We start from the raw sequence: 22,164 nt of genomic DNA on the forward strand, positions 1-22,164 counted from the left end.
GTTGTTTCGGCCCTCTGCCCGGCAGGGGGCATTGTTGTTTATGAAAATTAGTTAATGATGAAACTGACAGATACGGCATGGCGATATGTTGAAACGTGGCTGCTGGCTCCCCACTATCTCAGTTGGCTGTGGCAGGGCTTTCTGGTCACGTTGTGGATTTCTTTGTGTACGGTAATACTGGCGACGGCGCTGGGATTCTTGCTGGCGGCGGCGCGGGATAGCCAATTACGCCTGTTGCGCTGGCCGGTTATCGCCTATAGCTCGCTATTTCGCAATACCCCTTTGCTGATTCAGCTTTTTTTCTGGTACTTCGGCGCCGGACAGCTATTCCCCTCGGCCATGATGCAATGGCTTAATACGCCCCATGATTTCACGCTGCCGGGCGTGAATGTGGCATGGCCTTCGTTTGAGTTTCTGGCCGGGCTGTGGGGGCTGACGCTCTACTCCAGCGCCTTTATTGCCGAAGAGATCCGGGCCGGTATCGGCGGCGTGGCGCGCGGGCAAAAGTTTGCGGCGCTGGCGCTGGGGCTAACCGGGTGGCAATCCATGCGCTATGTCGTATTGCCGCAGGCGTTGAGAATCGCCTTGCCGCCTCTGTTGGGCCAGTACATGAATGTGATTAAGAACTCCTCATTGACCATGGCGATTGGCGTGGCCGAACTCTCTTATGCCTCCCGTCAGGTAGAAACGGAAACCTTGCGAACCTTTCAGGCGTTCGGGGTCGCGACCGTGCTGTACATCGCGATCATCGCGCTGATGGAAGGCTGGGGAATGTGGCGTCAGCAACGCCGTCTGGTCGGGGAGCGCTGAATATGGATTTCACCATTATTTACGATAACTTCGGTTATCTCATGTGGGGCACCTTTCCGGATGGCCCGCTGGGCGGCGCCGCGCTGACGCTGGCGATCAGCCTGCTGGCGGGCATTGCCTCCGCCGTACTGGGAACCATACTGGGCGTGGCGCTGGCGATGTCCCGCGGCTGGTGGGCCGTATTGCTGTCGATGGTGCTCGGTTTTTTCCGCGCGATCCCGGTCATCATGCTGATTTTCTGGACCTATTTCCTGCTGCCGATTCTTTTTGGCGTCGATATCCCCGAGATTACCACGGTGGTGTGCGCGCTGGCGCTGATTGCGTCGGCGTATCTGGCGCATGGGGTGAAAGCGGGAATTGTCGCCATTGGCCGCGGTCAGTGGCAGGCCGGGTTATCTCTGGGCTTCAACCGCTGGACGGTGCTGTGGTATATCGTCCTGCCGCAGGCGCTGAGAATGATGGTGCCGTCTTTCATCAACCAGTGGATTTCGCTGATTAAAGATACCTCGCTGGCGTACATCGTAGGCGTGGGCGAACTGACGTTTTTAGCCACGCAGGTAAACAACCGCAGCATGGTTTATCCGATGGAAGTCTTCCTGTTTGTCGCGCTGGTCTATTTTGTTTTTTGCCTGTCGCTGGAACTGCTGGCGAATGGGGTTAACAAGCGTTTTAGCCAGCAGGAAAGCGTGCTAAAACGCACATGGCTGTGGCGGCGGAATAAACCGGCCTGATTGTTACGCCACAATATCCCAGCCTTTTTCCCGCCATATCTGCGGTAGTTCGTTCATGTCGTTAAACATGGTGACCAGCGGATGGTGAATCGGCGTGTTATGCGGGTCGGCGCAGTAGTAAAACACCGGAATTCCGGCGGCAATACCGGCCTGAACGCCGGATGTCGAGTCTTCCACCAGAATACCGTGCTGCACAGACACCTGCATTTGCTCGGCGGCGTAGAAGATTACGGCGGGATCGGGCTTCCATTTTTGCAGGTCGTAGCCGCTGTAGAGGTGGTCGCCAAAGAATTCGAGCATATTCGTCAGCCCCAACGAATGCTGCATCTTGCTGACGGGGCCGTTGGAAACCACGGCTATCGGCACCTTAATCGACTGAATCAGCTCACGCGCCCCTTTGATCGGTTGCAGCGATTCGTCAAACAGGCGTGTTACCTCTTGCCGGTAATGACGCTCGACGCTTTCCATTGATACGTTCAGACCGTGTTTCTGGCTGATGCGGGCAATGATTTCATGCAGTTTCATGCCCTTGTAGGTTTTTATCACTTCTTCCAGCGATAGCTTGATGCCGTAGGGAATAAAAATATTCACATAAGCCTGACAGCACAGCACTTCGCTATCTACCAGCGTGCCGTCACAGTCAAAGAAGACGCATTCAATTCGGGGCATGAAAGATCCTTACTGGTGAAATTAAGGGTTAACTAATGACTTTTAATACGTTGTTTTTATCTGTCCGTTCCTTGCCGGGCATTCGGCCGCAACCCTTTTAAATATACTGACCGGGTTCAGGGTGTTGAGCGGCGGACGAACGGATGGCATTCGTCGTCCTTTGTATCGACCAGAGTATAATATGTGCAATGAAACGACTACCCGCCTTTACGTTTCCATGAAGACCAAAGGGCCGTCAGGCGCGTTCGACAAGGCGTGTCATTTATCTTTCCCGCAAACTTTCCGTCGTCGCCCGCTGTATCGGACTGGTAATAAACTCGATGATGCGGCGCTTGCCGGTTTTGATTTCAGCCGTGAGGTTCATGCCGGGACTGAGGTGGATGGTCTTACCGTCGATATCCATCCGCGTTTGGTGCAGCCGCAGCGTCACCATGAAGATGGCGCCCTTCTTTTCGTCCTGAATGGCATCCTGCGTGATTTTTTCCACCGTGGCGTTTAGCGTGCCGTAACGGGTATAGGGGAAGGTCTCCAGTTTGATCGCCGCCTGCTGACCGGGATAGACGAAGCCGATATCTTTGTTTTCCAAGGCCACTTCCGCGGTGAGACTGGCTGATTCAGGCACGATGACCATCAGCGTTTGCGCTTCGGTCACCACGCCGCCCTCGGTATGGGCGGCCAGTTGTTGCACGGTGCCATCCACCGGCGCAATGAGCGTGGCCAGATATTCACGCTGTATGGCCTTGGCCAGTTCCTGCGTGGTTTGCCGGATTTGCAATCCGGCCTGTATCTGCCGCTCGTTCAGGGTCCGGCGGGTTTCAGCCAGATAGGCGTGACGAGCCTGCTCGCTTTCATACAGTGCGGCTTGAGCTTGCTGGAACTCAGCCCGTTGTGTGGCCAGGTCGCGTTCCAGTTCAATGCGTTCGCGCGTTTTATCCTGCACGCTATGACTGGACACAAAACCCTGCCCGGCCAACTGCAGGAAGTCTTGTTCCCGTTTTTGCACAATGGGTAGCGTGGTTTGCAGTTTGGTGATGAACGCGCGGGCGGTGACCACTTCGGCCTGACGTTGCTGTGTTTCCGCCGCCAGACGGGAAAGCTGGGCGCGGATGTCCTGCCATTGCGTCGTCAGTTGATATTGCGCAGCCTGGGCGTCGTTCTCATTCCAGTCATCGGGAATCTCTTTGCCCGGTAGCCGGGGGGCGCCTGCGGACGGATTATCAGAGAGCGCTTGCAGCAGAGTGCGGCTACGCAGCGCCTCGGATCGGGCGTTTTTGCGTACTTCCTGCAGGCTGATTTTATCGGCGCGGGCTTCGGTGGGGTCGAGCTCCACCAGCGGCTGGCCGATTTTAACGTGCTGGCCGTCATGCACCAGGATGCGGGTGACGACGCTATTCTGCAACGGTTGTACCACCTTGGTACGCTCACTGACGATAATTCGTCCCGGCGCCACGGCGACGATATCCACTTTGCCGAAAATGGCCCAGGCCACGGCGATCAGAAACAAGGCGATGAGCGTCCACGCCAGCCGCAACGGCGCGGGGTGTGTCGGCGTTTCCTGCAGGCTCAGGGCGGCGGGCAGAAAGGCGGCTTCGTCCGCCAGATGTCCGGGGCCGGCCAGTTCGTGGCGCATCGCCCAGCTTGCCGTCAGGATGGCGCGATACCGGGCAAGCAGTTCACTCGCCGGCCGCGCTTGTTGGGATTCATGGGATAGGCCGGACGTCATAGCAGGTTCTCTGATGCGGTACTGTTGGATGCGTGGGGAGCGGTACGAGTATGTCGGGCCGGTATTTCATCGCCGCCCTGATTATTTTGGATGGCCCACAGATGGGCATACAGCCCCCCGGACTTGCGGATCAATTCATCATGTGGACCAGCTTCCACGATACGGCCTTTATCCATCACGATAATACGGTCGGCCCGCCGTACCGCGCTGAGACGATGGGCGATGATAAGCACGGTGCGCCCCTGACAAATGGCGGCCATGTTGCGCTGAATGACGGCCTCGCTCTCATAATCCAGCGCGCTGGTGGCTTCGTCGAAAATAAGGATGCGTGGTTGAGCGAACAAGGTTCTGGCAATCGCGATGCGCTGGCGTTGCCCGCCGGAGAGGGTGCTGCCCTGTTCGGCGACGAGGGTGTCGTAGCCTTCCGTCAGTTCGCTGATGAATTCATGCGCGCCGGCCAGTTGCGCGGCGCGTATAACCCGTTCCAGCGGCGCGGCGGGGTCGGCAATGGCGATGTTTTCGCGTACGCTGCGGTTGAATAGCAAATTATCCTGTAGAACGACGCCGGTCTGGCGGCGCAACTGGGCGGCGTCGATCAGGCTGATGTCCAGCCCATCGATGAGTACGCGGCCCTGCTCGGGGGTATACAGGCGTTGCAATAACCGGGTCAGGGTGCTTTTGCCGGAGCCTGAACGTCCGACGATGCCGATGATTTCGCCCGGTCGGATATCCAGGCTGAGATCCTGAATAACGGGCGATGCTTCGGGTCGGTAGCGAAAGCCTATGTTTTCGAAACGGATACGTCCTTGCAGTCTGGGCAACTGTGCGGCATTGACGGGCGGGACTTCGGTGCGGGTATTGAGGATGTCGCCCAGCCGGGCCATCGAGATACCGGTTTGCTGGAAGTCCGTCCACAGCTGCGCCATGCGCATAATGGGTTGGGATACGCGCTGTGCGAACATATTAAAAGCGACGAATTGACCAACGGTAAGCGAACCGGTCATGACCAGATGAGCGCCATACCAAAGGGTGGCGGCGTTGACCAGTTTACCGATCAGGTTGACGCCTTCATGCGCCCAGGCGGCCAGGTTTTGGGTTTTGAAGCTGGCCGAGACATAGGCGGCCAGTTGGTTATCCCAGCGCCGGGCGAACGACGGCTCCAGCGCGGCGGCCTTAACGGTCTGGATGCCGGTGATGCTTTCCACCAGCATGGCCTGATTTTCCGCGCCCCGAGCGAATTTTTCATCGAGACGACGGCGCAGAATGGGAACAACCAACAGGCTCAGGCCGAAATAGAGCGGCAGACTGACCAGCACGATCAGCGTCAGCGGTACGCTGTAAAGCATCATTACGGCAATGAAGACGATGGAAAATAACGTGTCCAGCAGTACCGTCAGCGCATTGCCGGTGAGAAAGCTGCGGATGTTCTCCAGTTCGCGCACGCGCGCCACGGAGTCGCCCACGCGGCGCGCCAGAAAATAAGACAGCGGCAATTGCACCAGATGCCGATATAGCCGTGCGCCCAGCTCAACGTCGATGCGGCTGGTGGTGTGGCTGAAGACGTAGGATCTCAGGCCGTTGAGGATGCTCTCGAATACCATCACCACGACCAGCCCGACGATCAACACATCCAGCGTAGTAAGGCCGCGGTGTACCAGTACTTTGTCCATGACAACCTGGAAGAACAGCGGGCTGACCAGGGCGAACAGTTGCAGCATCAGCGAGATAAACAGCACCCGTCCCAGCAGCTTGCGGTATTTCACCATGCAGGGAATAAACCAGGAGAAGTCAAACCTGGCCATCTCTCCCGCCAGACTGGCGCGGCTGGTGATAAGAATCAGTTCGCCGGTCCACAGCGCGGCGAATGCCGCCAGCTCCATCACCTGCGGGCGGGAGCCGCCGTCCGCTTCCGCAGCGGCGAAGTCTTGCAGCAGCAGGCGCTTGCCGTCGCACTTCGCCAGCACCACGTAGCGCGCCGGGTGATCCGGTCGCCGTATTTTCGCCAGCGCGGGTAACGGCGTTAACGCAAGGCGCTGGACGCTGGTTTTGGTTGCTTTGGCTTTCAGCCCGATATGTTTCGCGGCCAGCAACAGGCTGGCCTCGTCGATGGCCGTATCGCCGGGCAGCGCCAGACTATGCGCCAGTGTGGCCGGGTCGGCGGCTATCTGGTGGAGCCGGGCGATGGCGCAAAGTGCGGTCAAATCGGAAGATACAGCGGTAGTGGCTTGGTGTTCTGTCATCGACAACGTCGCTCCTTGACGGTCTGAATTATTCGCTGGAACAGCGGGGAAACGGGCGCTTCCCCGCTAAAGGGTTACTGCCAGTTTGCCGCCAGCACCTGCTCGAACTGAGGGCGCTGTTCCGGCGTTAGCCGGATCTCTCCGCCTCTCGGCGCGCCGAATGCGGCCATGGCATCAATGAGGCTGTCCACATTGGCGGCGGCCAGCGATGCGCCTTCGGTTTGAATGCTGTCAAGGCGCTGACCGGCGTCGGTATACCAGTTTTGTACCACGACGCGATCGGGCGAACCGATGACATCGATCATCAGGTCGTTTTTATATCGCGACAGCCACAGAGCGTCGTTGGCGATACCCTCAAAACGCAGGACGTCGAAATCGGCGTCCGGCGTACCGGACTGATTCCTGATTACCGTCTGGTTTTCGCCGGCGGCGAAGACATAGGTATCGCTGCCGTCCCCGCCAATCAGAAGATCGTTGCCGCGTCCGCCGTACAGGGTGTCGTTGCCGCCTTCGCCTTTAATATAATCATTGCCGTTTTCGCCATAGATGACGTCATCGCCGCCGCGGCCCCAGGCCTGATCGTTGCCGTCGCCCAGCAGCATAGACTCGCTTTTATCTCGATAACCGACCAATTTATCGATGCCGTCGGTGCCGCGCCGCACCGTGCGTTTTTCCACCTCGGCCTGATTGAGCGAGGTGCCGTCGGCGAACACGATATGGTTCAGTTTGAAATGGTCGCTCATTCCCCGAAACCAGTTCTGTACGGTAATGGTATCGCCGTCGCCATACCCGATAATCAGATCGCTGTCGCGGTGCGTGAAGTCGAGATCGTCTGCCGTAATGCCGTCGCCGAAGCGCAGCGTGTCGCTGCTCGGCGTAACCTGGGGGAGAGCCATGTTGGTGCGGCACTCGATTAATAAATCCTGACCGTCTCCCCGTTCGAACAGGTAGGTGTCGTCGCCGTAGGAACCATAGAGGGTATCGTTGCCGCTGCCGCCATTCAGCGTATTGGCATAGCGGTATCTGCGGTGGCTGAGGGTTTCCAGCACGTCATCGCCCGCGCCGCCCAGCAACGTATCGGCTCCCTGACCGCGCAGGGTATCGTTGCCGTCGCCGCCGTCGAGCACGCCGGTGCCGAGCAGCGTATCGTTGCCCGCTTCGCCGTACAGTGTGTTGGCGCCTTCGCCGTCGTTTAAACTATCGTCGCCGTCGCCGCCATACAGGGCGTCATTGCCCTGGTTGCCGTAGAGCGTGTCATGGCCTGTGCCGCCCGCCAGCATGTCGTTGCCGCTGCCGCCATGGAGGATGTCATCGCCTTCGTCGCCATACAGCCGATCGTCGCCGCCCAGGCCGTAAATCGTATCGTTGCCCGCCAGTGTATTAATGACGTCGCCTTTATCGTCGCCGAATGCCGTATCGTCCCCGGTTGTACGCGATGCGGCGTTTAGCGCATCCAGCATCTGCTGCTGGCTCAGGCTGCCGCCGTCGATAAAATGGAGCCGCTCGATAGCGCCAGTGGCCACCGAGCCGTCGGCGTTGAAGAAATTGTCGATGCGCACCGAACCGGCGTTGCTGCCGTCGGCGTTTTTGACCTGGATATGGACCGTGGCGGCGTCTCGTGAGAATGTCAGATCGGTCTGGCTGATACCGTTGCCGAATAGAATTTGATCCATACCGCCGCGATCGGAGAGGGTATCGTCGCCCTGGTTGCGGAAGATATAGTAGCTGTCGTCTTTCCACTGTCCCTGGAGCCGGTCGTTGCCGTCGAAGCCAATAAAGGCGGACCCGGTATTCACGCCGGACAGATTATCGTCGCCCGTTGTGCCGAACAGGACGCTAGATTCAAAGAAGGGCGCCAGGCTGGCGTTGGCGTCGATAATCGCCTGGAAAGCGGCGTCGCGTCTGCTCCGGTAGCCGGGCGAATAGGCGCCCAGATCGGTCAGAATCGCCAATACGCCGGTGATACGTTCAACCCGGCTCTCGGCGTACAGCGCTTGCAGTTTGCTTTCCAGCGCGGCCCAGTCAACCGTAATGCTGTGCGCGTCGGAACCAAACGCCGAACGAATGCTATCCAGCTCTTCGACATAGTTGGTTTGCGCCTGGAGTTGCGCAGCGGTGAAGCGTTTGAACTTCTGATACTCCTCCTTGAGGATTGAGGCCGCTCCGGGAGGCGGATTGGCACTCTCTTTGCCCGAGTTCCATGCACTTACAAATGGGCGGCCGGTCAGACTTTCCAGCGCGACAAGCTGGCGCGCGTCCATATAATGACTGACTCCCCGCGAGTCGCGGCTATGGGGATCGACATCGGCAACCCCGGTCCAGCGGTAGATCAGGTCGTCAAGCAGAGCATCGCGGTCTGCGCCGTCTGCGGCCGCGGTATATTGGTTCAGCAGGTCTTTCAACCCAGGATCGAGTATTATCGCCTGGCGCAAATCGTGCACCTTGCCAAACCCTTTGGCGTTAGCCAGAGACAGTGACTCGATGGTCAGCTTGATATCGCCGCTGTTGATGCGGCGAGCGCTATCCACCTTGAACCACACATCCGCCGCGCTGGACGTTGTACCATCGCTCAGCGTCACGCTTGCCGTCTGACGGTGCTGGTGGCCGTGGGCATCGACGCGGCTGGAATTGTTGTAGTCGGTGCTGATGGCGGCCACGCCAGCGTCGGCAAGGCTTTGCAGCTCGCCTTTATCGCTGATGCCGTTGCCGTTAAGGTCGCGCCAGATTTGCAGGGTGGCGTAGGCGGCATCCTGCGCGTCGATGGCCTTGTCGCCGTTATCATCATACTCGGCCAGCGCCAGGAAGCCGTTGTCGGCCGTCTCGCCGTTGCTCAGTATGCTGTGGTTGCCGAACAGTTCGCCGCCGTTGCTGATGCGGCCGTCGCCGTTGCGATCGAGCGCCAGCAGTCCGTCGTCGGGGCTCACCCAGCCGGTCAGTTCGCTCAGCGCGTCACTATTGAAATCGAAATACGCCGCGCCGGTTTTCAGCGTTTCGATGCCGTCGCCATCCAGATCGATAACAATGGGCGAGGTAGCGTTTTCGGCCTTGCCGGTATCCGGCGCTTCATCCGGCTCGTCGTCGCTCAACACGATGTTCAGCGAGTTTTTATCCTTATCATAATTGCGAATGGTCAGGCTTCCGTTAACGGTCAGCGTACTGCCGTCCAGCACATACTCGTTGCCGCCGGCGTAATAAGTATTCTCGGGATCGTCTTCCTGGCGGGTGCCGCCGGTGAGGAGTTTGTTGTTGAAGTAAATACTTCCTTTATGATCCGAATCGAGAATGGTATCGCAGTCATCAACGAAATAAATATCGTTTCCGGCTTCGCCTTTTAGGATATCGTCACCCAGTCCGCCAATAAGAATATCATCGTGATGGGTTCCTTTGATGGTGTCATTTCCTGCTCCCCCCACATAAGCAACACCATTGTCGGCATAGTTCCCCAGGTGCCGGTGGTCGTCCAGATCTTCATTTTTTGCATCATAGCCCGTCATGACGTCGCTTTGCCGGCTGCCATAGAATATCGGCTTGTTATCGAACAGCGCCCGCGTTGAACCGGACGCGAACAGTTCATCCGTCAAGCTCTGGATTTCACTCAACAGGGATAACTTAGGCGTAAGGCTTTCGCGGGGTTTTGAGGCAACCGCCTGACGGTAACCCTCCGCATCCAGTGTCGTCAGGGGGCGATCCCCTGTAAAGTTAATGATAACCTTTCGCCCGATGCCGGAAGGATCGACGATCTCCTCAAGATAGCCGTTGCCCAGTCTGGCCAGCTTGTCTCCAGATTCGAAGTCGAAGTTTTCGGGGCCGCGGTTAAGGGGAGTAATGGCGAAGTTTTCTATCCGTCGGCTGCCATCTTTTTCAACGATAAAGCGGACGCGATCGTCAATCTCAAACGCCGTTGAGTTCCAGATATATACCCGTGCGGCATAGTCGTCGGTGTCGTCGCTGAAAGCCCACTGCTTCTGTACAATCCATTTTTCATCCACGTCAAGTAGGTCACGCATGTCTTGCTCGTTGTAGCTGCCGACAGGTAGATCGTCCGAGGCAAAAAATTTATTGATGATTTCAAAATCGGCGGGGGAGGTGAAGCGGCCAACCTCGGCCATGTAGTCGTTAATGTCTACTTCTGTAGAGGCTTCCGCCTTAGCCGCCTGTATTTCTTCAGCGGAGGCGCGGATAAGGCGCTCATCCAGCAGGTCGACGGGGCGTGACTTTGTGCCGTAGAGGTAAAGGTTGGTAATCTCTTCCGGGGTCAGTACGGGCATAGCATTTCTCCTTGTTTGCTATCGGGTCAGATTCCTGACCATGGATGACCGCAATTAGATATCGCGACAAATTCAGTAACCGTTTTTGATGCGCGCTGGTTGTTTGCATCCAGATAAAAGGTCTGGTACTTCACTTCGACAAAGCTGCTGATGCTACCCCATAGCCGATCTCCCAGCGTGATTTGGTAGCCCAAGCGCTCCTGAACATTGGTGATTCGGCAGCAGTCCGGGTTGGCCTGCCGGAAGTGAGCGATGTCTTTGTAGGGGAAGGGCGGCGTTGTAGCATTTGATAGCTCACGCGTTCCGCCATATAACGTGGAACGGTAATGTGCCTGCGTATTCCGGAGAGCGATGGTGATTTTTTCCTCGTCGGAAAGGCGCTTATAGGTCTCAAAGCAGAAGCCGAAATAATTGAGCGTCAGATGCATAATGATGGCAACCAGCGGGAAGAGCAGCAGTAAAAACAGCGCTTCCCGCAGTAGCTTCCAGATAGTCATGTTATTCACCCGCCTGTTTTTGGTGTGCGCTTAATGCCTGATTGACGGAGTTCGTCCTGGCGCGTTTTTTCCGGGTCAGTATCGGTATCATATTTTCTCTTTTGGGTTGTCTGGTCACCGATTCACCACGGCATGCCGCAGTTGTATATCACGACACGGTTAGTCACCGTCTGTGATGCGTGCCGGTTATCCGCATCCCGGTAAAACACCTTGTAAGTCACGTTAACCGCACTGCCTGCGCCGCCTGTCAAACGACTTTTTAGCGAGGCATAGTCACTGATCTGTTTCCAGGAAAGAATTTTGCAGCAATCCGGGTTAACGTCCCGGAAATGGGCGATATCGCGATAGTCGATCGGGTGTTCGGGCCGCTCTCTTTTGGTCCATTCCCTCCAGTAAGGCGAAGAGGTGTCGTTGCCCATATTTATCAATGGCGGGTAGGTCGCCAGTATATATCTGATGGCCGTGGTTATTTTCTCTTCACGGGAAAGCGGCCGCATGTTTTCGAAGCAGAAACCGGAAAAATTAAGCGCCAGGCACAGCAGGACGGTAACCGGGGTCGCATAAAGCAGAAAGATGAAGGTTTTTTTGACATTCAAACGCCTGAGCGCCAGCCGCAGGAGTACGGTGAACAGCATAGCTGCCATTAGAAATATAAGATGATTATTATTGGTCATGCTATTTATTCATCCTGAATAATTTGATGAGCGGTAGCCGTAAGTTCCATAGACAGATTGTGGGTAGCATTACCCGGTGTAAAAAGTAAATAAATATCGAAAAACATTCCCACAGTGAATTTGGTTACCGCACTAATGTTTATCTTTTAACTTTATGAATTACCTTTAACTGTTTGTTATTATGCTAATTAATTTATATTGAAATAATTTAATTTCGTACTAATGATTCCATTAGCGGATAGTTGCCAAACGATGAGAGCTATTTTATACATTGAAGCTCAATGTGCTTCAATGAAATTTTTGTGAACGTTTTTTATTTTTTCTGCCGAGTAAGAATGTTAATTGAGAATTATTGTAATGAATTAAAGTTATTATTGGTTCTGAGGACCAATTTATTGGTAACTTGCTCTGCGCTGGGAAGTGCCATAATTCTATCCTTGAAATAATATTGAATTTTGATTAAAAATCGTAATGTTAATTTTCACCTGTTGGGTGTATTTTTTATGTAAGAGATAAGCCTAAGGCATAACCGCAATTATTAACTTGATAATATATGTATTTAGAAAAAATTTCTTTATAAGTATTGTGTTTTTTATCTATATAGCGAATCTTATGTCGAAAATCGAACATACCATCGCCGATGCCATCCGTGCGTTCCCATAAATCGAAAACAGGTCCCTCGACCAATCCCCAAGTACGTTCGCAACAAGCCGGATTTTCTTTTATGAATGCCTCTTTGCTGTTGTACTGAATCAAAATGAAGCGTTGTTCCAATTCGTCAAAATCGTCAGAATTAATGCGTTCTGCTTTTCTTATCTCTAAATAATCATCAGTAATCTGATATTGCAGATACTTGGCGATAGCAATATCCAGCCGTTCCTGCGTGGTATAACGCTTTCCCATTCGTTGATTATCCCAGGTGCAGTAGCCGAGATAGTTACGTGTACTGGTATAGATCATTTCAATAATCGCAACAATCACCAGAGTGATAAACATTAGCAGTAATATTTTTAGGATGAATTTGATTACCGAGCTAACTTTTATTTTTGGTTTTTTGCTAATCACCTTGGTGTCCTGCTATTTATTATTTTGCTAATTAATTTACATTGAATTAGTTGGATGTCTATTCCATTGGCGGATAGTTGCCAAATGATGCGAGCTATTTTATACATTGAAGCGCAATGTGCTTCAATGAAATTTTTGTGAACAGTTTTTGTTTTTTCTGCCGAGTAAGAATGTTAATTGAGAATTATTGTAATGAATTAAAGTTATTATTGGTTCTGAGGACCAATTTATTGGTAACTTGCTTTGTGCTGGGAAGTGCCATGACTCTCTCCTTGAGATTATTTGGTTATAATTCAATTAATTTGTTTATTGGTTACAGTATTTAAAATATATAGCCACTAGCCACGGCGGGCATAACCGCAGTTGTTTACTTGATAATTTGTATCTTTGGACATAATTTCTTTATGGATGCCGGTTTTTTTATCTATATAGCGAATTTTATGCTGGAAAATAAACATGCCGTCGCCGATGCCATCCGCGCGCTCCCAAAATCCGAATTGTTCGCCCCATGTGGTGAGTTCACAACACTCTGGGTTTTCTTTCAGAAATTCTTCTTTGTTGCCGTAGGGTATCAAGGTAAAGCGATTTTCTAGATCTTCAAAGAAATTTCTTCTACGGCGGTTATTATTTTCAATAATCTCAATTTCAGAAAAATCAATAAAATTTTGATTTTTTAAATAATAATTGATAGCGATATCCAACCGTTCCTCAGTGGTAAACCGCTTCCCCATTCTTTCTTCATCCCAGGTACAATATCCTTGGTAGGTGCGGATGTTGCTATAGGTACTATCGATAAGCCAGAGAATCATAATGGTAATAAACATGGCCACGAAAATCTTTAGCATGAATTTTATTAGCGCGATAATTTTTATTTTTGGTTTTTTGCTAATCACCTTGGTGTCCTGCTATTTATTATTTTACTAATTAATTTACATTGAATTAGTTGGATGTCTATTCCATTGGCGGATAGTTGCCAAATGATGCGAGCTATTTTATACATTGAAGCTCAATACGCTTCAATGAAATTTTTGTGAACTGTTTTTAATTTTTTTCTGTTGAGTAAGAATGTTAATTGAAAATTATTGCAACGGATTAAAGTTGTTATTGATTCTGAGAACCAATTTATTGGTAACCTGCTCTGTGCTGGGAAGTGCCATAACTCTCTCCTTGAGGTGTTTGGTTCAAATAGGTTACAGATTAGTTAACTAATATAGGTTTTCTTTATTGCATTGAATTAACTGCTTGTATAACCGAAGTTATTAATCACGTAATACGTATTTTGAGATATTATTTCCTTACGGACGTTGGTTACTCTGTCGATATAGCGAATTTTATACTGATAAATAAATTTACTTCAAATACTATTTTTATAGTTTCTTTTTTATATAGGGTTTTATTTAGTTAGCCAGATAGTCATATTTTTATTTTCTGTTTTTTATATAAATAAATGCAGCTTGAAATATTGTATGGAAACGCTTCCTCTGCATCGCCGGTATAGATAACCCATTCCTCGCCGTCCGCAACGTTGAACCAGGCAGGCGCGTTCGGCGAAATCTGGAGCGCTTGTGCCGAGATAGATTTGGTTGAAGGTATAACTGCCGGGCGGGCCAGCGCTATTGTCTTCTGCTCGCTCCTTTTCGGCCTCTTGAAATCTATTGGCATAAGTTATGTTTATAGAAAGAAAAAAAATGGCGGAACCGCGTTAATGCGTATCATTTTGTTATAGGATACCCGAAAATCATCACACTCTTTTTTGGAACTCTGACAATGAATAAATCGCAATCTGGTCATGCCGATGAGCAAGGACTGCTGGAGCGTGTGTTTAAACTGACGCAGCACGGCACTACTGCGCGGACAGAAATGATCGCGGGCTTCACCACCTTTTTGACCATGGTGTATATCGTTTTTGTTAACCCGCAGATTTTAGGCGTGGCGGGCATGGATACCCAGGCGGTGTTTGTCACTACCTGCCTGATTGCCGCCTTTGGCAGTATCTTTATGGGGCTGCTGGCTAATTTGCCGGTTGCGCTGGCGCCGGCCATGGGCCTGAACGCCTTTTTCGCTTTTGCCGTCGTCGGGGCGATGGGGCTTCCATGGCAGGTGGCGATGGGGGCGGTTTTCTGGGGCGCAGTCGGTTTCCTGCTGCTGACCATCTTCCAGATCCGTTACTGGATGATTGCCAATATACCGGTGAGTTTGCGATTGGGGATCGCCAGCGGTATCGGCCTGTTTATTGCCATGATGGGGCTGAAGAACGCCGGCATTATCGTTTCCAACCCCGAAACGCTGGTTACCGTGGGTAATTTAACCTCACACAGCGTGTTGCTGGGGGCGCTGGGCTTCTTCATTATTGCGGCGCTCGCTTCGCGAAGCATTCATGCGGCGGTGCTGATTTCCATCGTGATTACCACATCTATCGGCTTGCTGTTGGGTGACGTTAAGTTCAACGGCTTTTTCTCCATGCCGCCGAGCGTGACTTCCGTGGTCGGGCAGGTTGATTTGGCGGGCGCGCTGAATCTGGGGCTTTCCGGCGTTATCTTTTCCTTCATGCTGGTCAACCTGTTCGACTCGTCCGGTACGTTGATTGGGGTCACGGATAAAGCCGGCCTGGTGGATGCGCGCGGTAAGTTTCCCCGTATGAAACAGGCGCTGTATGTGGATAGTATCAGCTCGGTCGCCGGGGCGTTTATCGGCACTTCTTCGGTTACCGCCTATATCGAAAGTTCTTCCGGCGTGTCCGTCGGCGGGCGTACCGGGTTGACCGCCGTCGTCGTCGGGCTGTTGTTCCTGCTGGTTATTTTCCTGTCGCCGCTGGCCGGTATGGTGCCGGCTTATGCCGCCGCGGGCGCGCTGATTTACGTGGGCGTGTTGATGACATCAAGCCTGGCGCGGGTGAAGTGGGATGATTTGACCGAAGCCGTTCCAGCCTTTATTACGGCGGTGATGATGCCGTTCAGTTTCTCTATCACCGAAGGGATTGCCCTGGGCTTCATCTCTTACTGCGTGATGAAGCTGGCAACGGGGCGCTGGCGCGAGATTAGCCCTTGTGTGGTGGTGGTTGCGCTGTTGTTCCTGCTAAAGATTATCTTTATCGACGCGCATTAATTTCATGATGCTCCGGGGTATTCGCCCCGGAGTTCTGTATTGGTCATCAGTCTGAACATCTCAATTTACGTCACCGAACGGGGTTACTGAGGTATCACCGATGTCGGTTTTTCCGCCGTGTGGCTGGTGAGCTTCATGTAGCGCAAGGACTGGCGTTGCTGATGCACGATTTCACCGCTTTTCTTCATGCCCGCGTCCGTCGTGTAGGTCCACATAATCAACCGGTTAAGCGTTGGAACATGGGCACATGCCCAGGCCAGATAATCATCGATGTCGCTCATCACCTCAACGGCGGGAAGGCAGTTGGAGCGCAGCCGTCCGGAGGCGGGGTGGAGTTGCAGATTTTCTGCACGGTACTCATTCGATCTGGGTATTTTCATCAGGGAATGACGAATGGTGCACAGTTGCGTGGCGGCCTCCAGCGGATCGTGCTGCGCCTCAATCCAGGCTTTTTCAGCCAGAGTCTGCGGCTGCATATCGGCCGGCGCCTGGCTGTTTGACCGGACATGAACGATCTCGATATCTATGCCGACGCTGCCCTCTTCGCTCAGCACAATAGCAATGGTATTGCCGGCATAACCCAGGCTGAAACTCGGCAGATTAGGATCGGCGAAATAGGGACGTCCGTCCGGGGAAACAAGCAGCTTAGGGAGTAGCGGATAGCCGAAAAAATAGAACATCATCTCAGCTAACAACACCCGGCTTTTCAAATAGCGTTCGCGACGTTTAGCCGAAAACCCGTCTGTTGATGAAATCAGTTCATCCGGCAATCTCTGTAGATTGGGAGGCGCTTCCGTGCTGGTCCACCTGACGAAATGGCAGGACATTGTTCACTCCGTGATGATGATGAAAACAGAATGTCCCGCATGAGACATGCTTAAAAAGGGAACGCTTACTCTTTCACGCCGTGGTGTTAATTACCCGTTTCTTCCGGGCATCGCCTCTTGGGGGTCCACTCGACGGCTGTTTTCCTGCATTTTGAAATCCATTGAATCATAGACGCATATTATCAGACAAAAATATGATCTAAAGAAAAATAAGTGGATAAATCGGCGATTATCGTTTGTTAATCACAATTATCTTCCGAATTTCTATTTTTTATTGAAAAATAACATATACAGGGAATCGTCCGTATCGCCGCGGAGACCGCCCATCTGGTAACCCATTCTCCGGCTTTTTCTAACGCTATCTTCGATACGATGCGTTGCCTGTCGCGGCGTTATATCGGGATGCGGAAGAGTACGATATCCATCGTCATCGATAACGATGAAAGTCCGGTTGATTTGAACCGGTACGCGGTTGTGGAGCGCAAGCGCCAATGGCCTGCGGTGTTGAACGGCAGTCAAACGCCGCTAGCGGTATTATCGGTATTCATGCCGAACGGCGTGTCGACAGTTTAACGCTGAAGGTTGCAGACCAAGGATCCGGATTACGCTATTGCTTCCTGCAAGGCGGTATGCCCGATTATTTATCTGAATAGGTTTCCTGCGCCGCTAATATCGCTGTCAGATTTTCCTCTATCCAGTCCGCCAGGATTTTGACTCGCTCGCTGGCCTCTTTGCCCAGCGGCGTCAGGCAGTATTCAACATGCGGCGGCACTGCTTCCCTTGTATAGCCTGCTTCGTCTCTGACGCCCGATTCTGGAAACAGAGAATGACCACAAATCAGGCGAAAAATCGGCCGCCTATGTACGGGGTTATTGTTAATAAAATCTTATCTTTATCGAATTGAAAAGCGTTCTGTGAAATTTAACTCTATGAGCAAGAAAATGGATTTTTATTTATTTTTTTATAAAAAAATCAATGTGTTGTTTCTTTTTTGGCTTACGTATTTCGTCTGGTTTAGGTTACGCGGGAACAATATAAAACAAAAATAAACATAAATAAACTACATCATTTAGGAAAGCTGATATACAGTTGGAAAAAATGACGAAGATAATCGCTATCCCCATTAGAGGATATTTTTAGTTCTGTTTTTTATAAAGTTATTCAGGTATAAATATTGATTTCATTAATCAGAGCGAAATAGATTTCAGGTACGAAACCGACGATAAAAATATAATTCAATTAGCCAACAAACTTGAGGGCTTGACGATGAAGAGAAAAATCATTCGCTTGATTTTTGGTTCTATTATATCCGTATTTATACTTTGCATTGCCAATCAATTTGATTTTTTTTATTTGAATCAAGATATTTCAATCGCTATTATTGTAATCGCCTCAATGATTGCAACCGACTTAATATTATCCATGATGGATTTTTTCTATAAAAAAGAGGGTTAAGGAATGTTAAAAGATATTCATGAGTTAAACGTTCAAGAAATCGCCTTTATTTCCGGCGGTAATGCGAACTCCGCTTATGAAGGAGGCTGTTCGAGAGCAGCGGCAAGAGGCGCCATGACAGGGGCGATGGCCGGCGCCGGCGCCGGTTTGATTCGCGGCGCGGTTGGCGGTGTTGGCGGCGGGCCTGCGGGAGTTGCTCTTGGAGGTCTTTCCGGTGCGGCAGAAGGCGGCGTCTATGGCGCCGTTACTGGCGGTATTACAGGTTTCGTCGGATGCAGGGCGGATCGCAGCAGTCATAATGGCGGTGGAAATAACTCCTGTAGCAGCAGTCGTTCATCAAAAGGCAGCTCATGCGGCAGTTCTATGGGCGGTCAATGCAGCAGGTAAAATTAAACATATCACTGAGTTCGTGAGAAGGATTTACTCTCCGCTTTTTCAGTGTGTTTTATCTTAATAAAAGGTGACTATTAGTAATAGTCACCTTTTATTAAGATAAGGAAAAAATCGATGTTTTTATCCATCATATAAAATAAAAAATTAATATTTTTTGATATCAAAACTATCATCGTTAAAAACGATTTCATACCGCTGAATAATATCCAGTCGTTAAACATATATTTCACTCAAAGGATAATAATGCTTTTTAGGCAGGAAGCTGTAGATTACAGAAAAAATCTTTGGTCAGGCAAGGCTCTTCTGGCGCCCGGTATTCCAGCATGGTTGGTTTCAACGTTTACTCTCCTTTTCTTTATTTGTTTTATAACGTTCCTTATTTTCGGCACCTACACCCGCCGGATAAATGTTACGGGTGAACTTATTTCTTCTCCGCGTGCCGTTACCGTGTTTTCAGCTCAGCAGGGATTTGTGATCAGCCAGTTGGTCAATCCCGGAGATAGGGTGACAAAAGGCCAGGCGCTTTATCAGATCGATGTCAGCCGCACCACTACCTCTGGCGTTGTCAGTAAGAAACAGCGGGAAGATATTGAAAGGCAAATAAGCGCCATTGACAGGATTATCGAGAAAATTAGAGAAAACAAAGAAGTTACGCTGAACATGCTGAAACAGCAGCAAATCAGTTACAAAACGGCTCTGCAACATTCGTCTGACGTTTTGAAAAAAGCGGAAGAGGGGCTGAGGATAATGAAGGAAAACATGGAGAACTACAAAGTTTATCAACGCAAAGGGCTGATAAATAAAGATCAAATGACTAGCCAGGCCTCTCTATATTATCAGCAGCAGAACGATCTGCTCGGACTCAGCGGTCAGAATGAACAGAATGCCCTGCAGGTGCTCACCTTGCAGGGGAACATTCGGACCCAAGAAGCTGATTTTGACAACCAGATATATCAGTTGGAAATTCAGAAAAACGATCTGACCCGACAAATTACCGATGTCGATGCCGGTAGCATTTTGGTGGTCAGTTCACCGGTTGACGGCAGGATTGATTCACTGAGCGTAACCCCCGGACAGATGATCGGTACGGGGGATAGCCTGCTGCAAATCATACCCGGCGATACGCGAAGCTATGTGCTGGTGCTTTGGGTGCCGGATAGCGCCGTTCCTTATCTTTCTCCGGGCGATCGCCTCAACATCCGCTACGATGCCTTTCCCGCGGAAAGGTTTGGCCAGTTTCCCGGCAAAATTCTTTTTGTCTCCAGTACGCCGGCATCCCTTCAGGAAATGGCTACCTACCCTGGGGCACCCGGTAGAACGGCGGATAAACCACAGACCTGGTACAAAGTGGTTGTCAGTCCGCAGAGTAGCCAGTTCCGCTATCGGGGTAAACAGCTGGAGGCGGAGAATGGAATGAAAGCCACCAGTACGCTGTTTCTTGAGAACCGGACGTTGTATCAGTGGTTGTTGTCGCCTCTCTATGACATCAGCACCAGCGCGCAAGGGCCAGTCAATGGAAAATAATATGCTGGAACGGTTGCGCAACAGGCTCGATTTTTCATTCCTACGCCGAGTACCGGTGCAGCTACAGACCGAGGCAGCGGAATGTGGCCTGGCTTGCTTGGCGATGGTCTGCGGTTTCTATGGAAAACAGATTGATCTGCTTAGTTTGCGGCAGGATTTTGGCGTATCTTCGCGGGGCACCTCGTTGGCGACGCTGATGCAGCTTGCCCATAACCTAAGCCTGTCTACCCGGCCCTTGTCGCTGGATATCGAACACTTAACCGCTATTCGCAAGCCCTGCATCCTTCACTGGGATTTCAATCATTTTGTTGTGCTGGTCAGTGCTGCGGCGGATAAGGTTGTCATCCACGATCCGGCTGTGGGCAGGTGCGTTATCGCCAGGAAAGAACTCTCGGACCATTTTACCGGTGTGGCGTTGGAGCTGTGGCCGGACACAGGATTCATTCCTGAAGTTCGCAAACAACGGATAAAAACCGGAGAGCTGATACGAAATATCAGCGGATTCAAAAGCGCCCTGCTGAAAATATTTTGCCTGTCTCTGGTTATCGAATTCATCAGCCTGCTGATGCCTGTAGGGACCCAGTTGGTTATGGACCATGCCGTCCCCGCCGGAGATAAGGGGTTGCTGGTGCTGATATGTATGGGATTGTTTGTGCTTGTCCTGTTGCAGGCCGGTATCAGCATGTTCAGAAGTTGGACTACCTTGGTGATGAGTACGATCATCGATATTCAGTGGAAGGACGGGCTGTTTCGGCATTTGATGAAGCTGCCGCTATCCTGGTTTGAAAAACGGAAAATAGGCGATATCCAGTCCCGCTTCGGTTCACTGGATGTATTGCGGGCCACTTTTACCCAGAATATAACCGGTATGGTCATAGACAGCATCATGGCGACCGGCGCTTTGATTCTACTGGTGCTTTATGGCGGCGTCCTGGTCTGGGTCGTGGTGGGGTTCACCTTTGTGTTCGTGTTGCTGCGGATTGCTACCTATTCCCGCTACAGGCAGGCATCGGAGGAGTTGCTGATAAAGAGCGCGCGGGCTGGTTCCTGCTTTACGGAAACCTTGTATGGTATTGCGACGATCCGTGCCCAAGATTTGGCGGAACAGCGGCGGTATAATTGGCTGAATCTGGTGACGGATACCGCTAATACATCGATCGGCCTTTCCCGGTTCGATATGTTATTCAGCATTATCAGCACATTTATTGGCGCCTGTGACAACGTATTCATTTTGTGGCTGGGGATCTCCTTCGTGATGGACCAGCATATGACCATCGGCGCATTTGTGGCTTTCAGCTCATACCGCGGTATTTTTTCCGATCGGGTACTGTCACTTACCGGCGTATTTCTGCAATTGCGGATGCTGTCGTTGCATAATGAACGAATTACTGACATAGCGCTGACGCCGCCAGAGCCTACGATGCCCGAAAAGTCCTTTTTCCCTTCCGGCAACGCGCTTTCTCTTGAGGCGCAAGGGCTAAGTTTCCGATACGACAAACAATCCCCCTTTATATTTAGCGGACTTGATCTTACGGTAGCGGCAGGGGAAAGTGTTGCCGTTACAGGTCCGTCCGGCGCGGGAAAGACGACGCTAATGAAGCTTCTCGGCGGACTGACTGAACCCACCGAGGGCAGAATTCTGGTCGATGGCCGGGATATACACTCCATCGGTGTGAACAATTACCGCCGGGCCGTAGCCTGCATTTTGCAAGAAGACCGTTTGTTTGCAGGATCCCTGCGTGAAAACATCACGGGGTTTAGCCGGGAAGTCGATGATGAGTGGCTGGAAACTTGCGCCCGGCTTAGCCATATCCATGACGATATCATGGCTCTGCCGATGGGCTACGAGACGCTGACGGGCGAACTAGGCGAGGGGCTTTCCGGCGGACAGCGGCAGCGGATTTTTATTGCAAGAGCGTTGTACCGCAGGCCAGGGATACTCTTTATGGATGAGGCGACCAGCCATCTTGATGAGCGTAATGAGGCACTGATCAATCATGCCATCGCCGGTCTTAGTATTACGCGGGTCATCATTGCACATCGCCAGTCAACTATCCGATCGGCGGATCGCATCATCACCCTCGGCGATACGGAAGAAATTTAAGAAATACGACGGAAAGAAGGAAAGCAATGAACGCGTGCCGTCAGTCTACGGCGCTGGTTTCCAGTACATCAGCCGATCT

17 protein-coding genes and 1 pseudogene are annotated in these 22,164 nt (G+C 51.7%); 8 read left to right on the forward strand and 10 right to left on the reverse strand.

Features of this window, described 5'->3' with window-relative positions:
- The first annotated feature begins 57 nt into the window (after positions 1-57).
- Together ACN28R_RS18800 and ACN28R_RS18805 are read left to right on the forward strand one after the other, a co-directional pair.
- Positions 58-810, forward strand: coding sequence for an amino acid ABC transporter permease (locus ACN28R_RS18800; protein ID WP_048639721.1), 753 nt, complete (start codon positions 58-60; stop codon positions 808-810).
- Positions 811-812: 2 nt separating this feature from the next.
- On the forward strand, positions 813-1,541 hold the full coding sequence (locus ACN28R_RS18805) for an amino acid ABC transporter permease (RefSeq protein ID WP_095835189.1): 729 nt from the start codon (positions 813-815) through the stop codon (positions 1,539-1,541).
- A 3-nt stretch (positions 1,542-1,544) separates the two neighbouring features.
- On the opposite strand, the gene yieH is transcribed toward ACN28R_RS18805, so the two are convergent.
- The 8 genes from yieH to ACN28R_RS18845 all read right to left on the reverse strand — a co-directional run bounded on the left by yieH (position 1,545) and on the right by ACN28R_RS18845 (position 13,570).
- Positions 1,545-2,210 carry a 6-phosphogluconate phosphatase gene (yieH, locus tag ACN28R_RS18810; RefSeq protein WP_095835190.1) on the reverse strand — a complete coding sequence of 222 codons (666 nt, stop codon included), beginning with the start codon at positions 2,208-2,210 and terminating at the stop codon, positions 1,545-1,547.
- 262 nt (positions 2,211-2,472) lie between these two features.
- Positions 2,473-3,933, reverse strand: coding sequence for an HlyD family type I secretion periplasmic adaptor subunit (locus tag ACN28R_RS18815; protein ID WP_095835191.1), 1,461 nt, complete (start codon positions 3,931-3,933; stop codon positions 2,473-2,475).
- The gene (locus ACN28R_RS18820; RefSeq protein ID WP_095835192.1) at positions 3,930-6,173 is read right to left on the reverse strand and encodes a type I secretion system permease/ATPase; all 2,244 of its coding nucleotides are present in this window, start codon (positions 6,171-6,173) and stop codon (positions 3,930-3,932) included. Before ACN28R_RS18820 ends, ACN28R_RS18815 begins: the two co-directional genes overlap by 4 nt.
- Before the next feature lie 74 nt (positions 6,174-6,247).
- Positions 6,248-10,441 carry a calcium-binding protein gene (locus tag ACN28R_RS18825; RefSeq protein WP_095835193.1) on the reverse strand — a complete coding sequence of 1,398 codons (4,194 nt, stop codon included), beginning with the start codon at positions 10,439-10,441 and terminating at the stop codon, positions 6,248-6,250.
- 26 nt (positions 10,442-10,467) lie between these two features.
- Positions 10,468-10,938: a hypothetical protein gene (locus ACN28R_RS18830; RefSeq protein WP_048636834.1), complete on the reverse strand. Its 471-nt coding sequence runs from the start codon at positions 10,936-10,938 to the stop codon at positions 10,468-10,470.
- Positions 10,939-11,060: 122 nt separating this feature from the next.
- A complete protein-coding gene (locus tag ACN28R_RS18835; RefSeq protein WP_095835194.1) occupies positions 11,061-11,612 on the reverse strand; it encodes a hypothetical protein in 552 nt (183 codons plus the stop codon).
- Between the two features lie 501 nt (positions 11,613-12,113).
- Positions 12,114-12,677: a hypothetical protein gene (locus ACN28R_RS18840; RefSeq protein WP_048636836.1), complete on the reverse strand. Its 564-nt coding sequence runs from the start codon at positions 12,675-12,677 to the stop codon at positions 12,114-12,116.
- 338 nt (positions 12,678-13,015) lie between these two features.
- Positions 13,016-13,570 carry a hypothetical protein gene (locus ACN28R_RS18845; protein WP_048636837.1) on the reverse strand — a complete coding sequence of 185 codons (555 nt, stop codon included), beginning with the start codon at positions 13,568-13,570 and terminating at the stop codon, positions 13,016-13,018.
- A gap of 874 nt (positions 13,571-14,444) precedes the next feature.
- Here ACN28R_RS18845 and ACN28R_RS18850 point away from each other — a divergent pair.
- On the forward strand, positions 14,445-15,782 hold the full coding sequence (locus ACN28R_RS18850; RefSeq protein ID WP_048636839.1) for an NCS2 family permease: 1,338 nt from the start codon (positions 14,445-14,447) through the stop codon (positions 15,780-15,782).
- 83 nt (positions 15,783-15,865) lie between these two features.
- On the opposite strand, the gene ACN28R_RS18855 is transcribed toward ACN28R_RS18850, so the two are convergent.
- Entirely contained in the window at positions 15,866-16,609 is a 744-nt protein-coding gene (locus tag ACN28R_RS18855) for a 4'-phosphopantetheinyl transferase family protein (protein WP_095835196.1), read from the reverse strand.
- Positions 16,610-17,011: 402 nt separating this feature from the next.
- On the opposite strand from ACN28R_RS18855, the gene ACN28R_RS18860 reads away from it, so the two are divergent.
- Positions 17,012-17,182, forward strand: a complete 171-nt coding sequence (locus ACN28R_RS18860) for a hypothetical protein (protein WP_183096851.1) — start codon at positions 17,012-17,014, stop codon at positions 17,180-17,182.
- Between the two features lie 64 nt (positions 17,183-17,246).
- Here ACN28R_RS18860 and ACN28R_RS18865 read toward each other — a convergent pair.
- Positions 17,247-17,381, reverse strand: a pseudogene (locus tag ACN28R_RS18865) (winged helix-turn-helix transcriptional regulator); the annotation flags it as partial.
- A gap of 494 nt (positions 17,382-17,875) precedes the next feature.
- Between ACN28R_RS18865 and ACN28R_RS18870 the strand changes: the two are divergent.
- The 4 genes from ACN28R_RS18870 to ACN28R_RS18885 all read left to right on the forward strand — a co-directional run bounded on the left by ACN28R_RS18870 (position 17,876) and on the right by ACN28R_RS18885 (position 22,085).
- Positions 17,876-18,064, forward strand: coding sequence for a hypothetical protein (locus tag ACN28R_RS18870; RefSeq protein ID WP_048636843.1), 189 nt, complete (start codon positions 17,876-17,878; stop codon positions 18,062-18,064).
- Positions 18,065-18,067: 3 nt separating this feature from the next.
- Positions 18,068-18,451 carry a hypothetical protein gene (locus ACN28R_RS18875; RefSeq protein ID WP_072065822.1) on the forward strand — a complete coding sequence of 128 codons (384 nt, stop codon included), beginning with the start codon at positions 18,068-18,070 and terminating at the stop codon, positions 18,449-18,451.
- A 249-nt stretch (positions 18,452-18,700) separates the two neighbouring features.
- A complete protein-coding gene (locus ACN28R_RS18880; RefSeq protein WP_048636844.1) occupies positions 18,701-19,981 on the forward strand; it encodes an HlyD family secretion protein in 1,281 nt (426 codons plus the stop codon).
- The gene (locus tag ACN28R_RS18885) at positions 19,971-22,085 is read left to right on the forward strand and encodes a peptidase domain-containing ABC transporter (protein ID WP_095835198.1); all 2,115 of its coding nucleotides are present in this window, start codon (positions 19,971-19,973) and stop codon (positions 22,083-22,085) included. The genes ACN28R_RS18880 and ACN28R_RS18885 overlap by 11 nt, the downstream gene beginning before the upstream one ends.
- The last annotated feature ends 79 nt before the right edge of the window (positions 22,086-22,164 follow it).

Origin of the sequence: Brenneria goodwinii (assembly GCF_002291445.1) — a bacterium.
GTDB classification, from domain to species: Bacteria; Pseudomonadota; Gammaproteobacteria; order Enterobacterales; family Enterobacteriaceae; genus Brenneria; species Brenneria goodwinii.

Excerpts from the sequence above, each read along its gene's own strand:
- ACN28R_RS18875 (WP_072065822.1), top strand. The coding sequence starts at position 18,068 with ATGTTAAAAGATATTCATGAGTTAAACGTTCAAGAAATCGCCTTTATT.
- yieH (WP_095835190.1), bottom strand. The coding sequence starts at position 2,210 with ATGCCCCGAATTGAATGCGTCTTCTTTGACTGTGACGGCACGCTGGTA.
- ACN28R_RS18825 (WP_095835193.1), bottom strand. The coding sequence starts at position 10,441 with ATGCCCGTACTGACCCCGGAAGAGATTACCAACCTTTACCTCTACGGC.
- ACN28R_RS18815 (WP_095835191.1), bottom strand. The coding sequence starts at position 3,933 with ATGACGTCCGGCCTATCCCATGAATCCCAACAAGCGCGGCCGGCGAGT.
- ACN28R_RS18870 (WP_048636843.1), top strand. The coding sequence starts at position 17,876 with ATGAAGAGAAAAATCATTCGCTTGATTTTTGGTTCTATTATATCCGTA.
- ACN28R_RS18835 (WP_095835194.1), bottom strand. The coding sequence starts at position 11,612 with ATGACCAATAATAATCATCTTATATTTCTAATGGCAGCTATGCTGTTC.
- ACN28R_RS18805 (WP_095835189.1), top strand. The coding sequence starts at position 813 with ATGGATTTCACCATTATTTACGATAACTTCGGTTATCTCATGTGGGGC.
- ACN28R_RS18880 (WP_048636844.1), top strand. The coding sequence starts at position 18,701 with ATGCTTTTTAGGCAGGAAGCTGTAGATTACAGAAAAAATCTTTGGTCA.
- ACN28R_RS18850 (WP_048636839.1), top strand. The coding sequence starts at position 14,445 with ATGAATAAATCGCAATCTGGTCATGCCGATGAGCAAGGACTGCTGGAG.
- ACN28R_RS18820 (WP_095835192.1), bottom strand. The coding sequence starts at position 6,173 with ATGACAGAACACCAAGCCACTACCGCTGTATCTTCCGATTTGACCGCA.
- ACN28R_RS18830 (WP_048636834.1), bottom strand. The coding sequence starts at position 10,938 with ATGACTATCTGGAAGCTACTGCGGGAAGCGCTGTTTTTACTGCTGCTC.
- ACN28R_RS18855 (WP_095835196.1), bottom strand. The coding sequence starts at position 16,609 with ATGTCCTGCCATTTCGTCAGGTGGACCAGCACGGAAGCGCCTCCCAAT.
- ACN28R_RS18800 (WP_048639721.1), top strand. The coding sequence starts at position 58 with ATGAAACTGACAGATACGGCATGGCGATATGTTGAAACGTGGCTGCTG.
- ACN28R_RS18860 (WP_183096851.1), top strand. The coding sequence starts at position 17,012 with ATGCGGAAGAGTACGATATCCATCGTCATCGATAACGATGAAAGTCCG.
- ACN28R_RS18885 (WP_095835198.1), top strand. The coding sequence starts at position 19,971 with ATGGAAAATAATATGCTGGAACGGTTGCGCAACAGGCTCGATTTTTCA.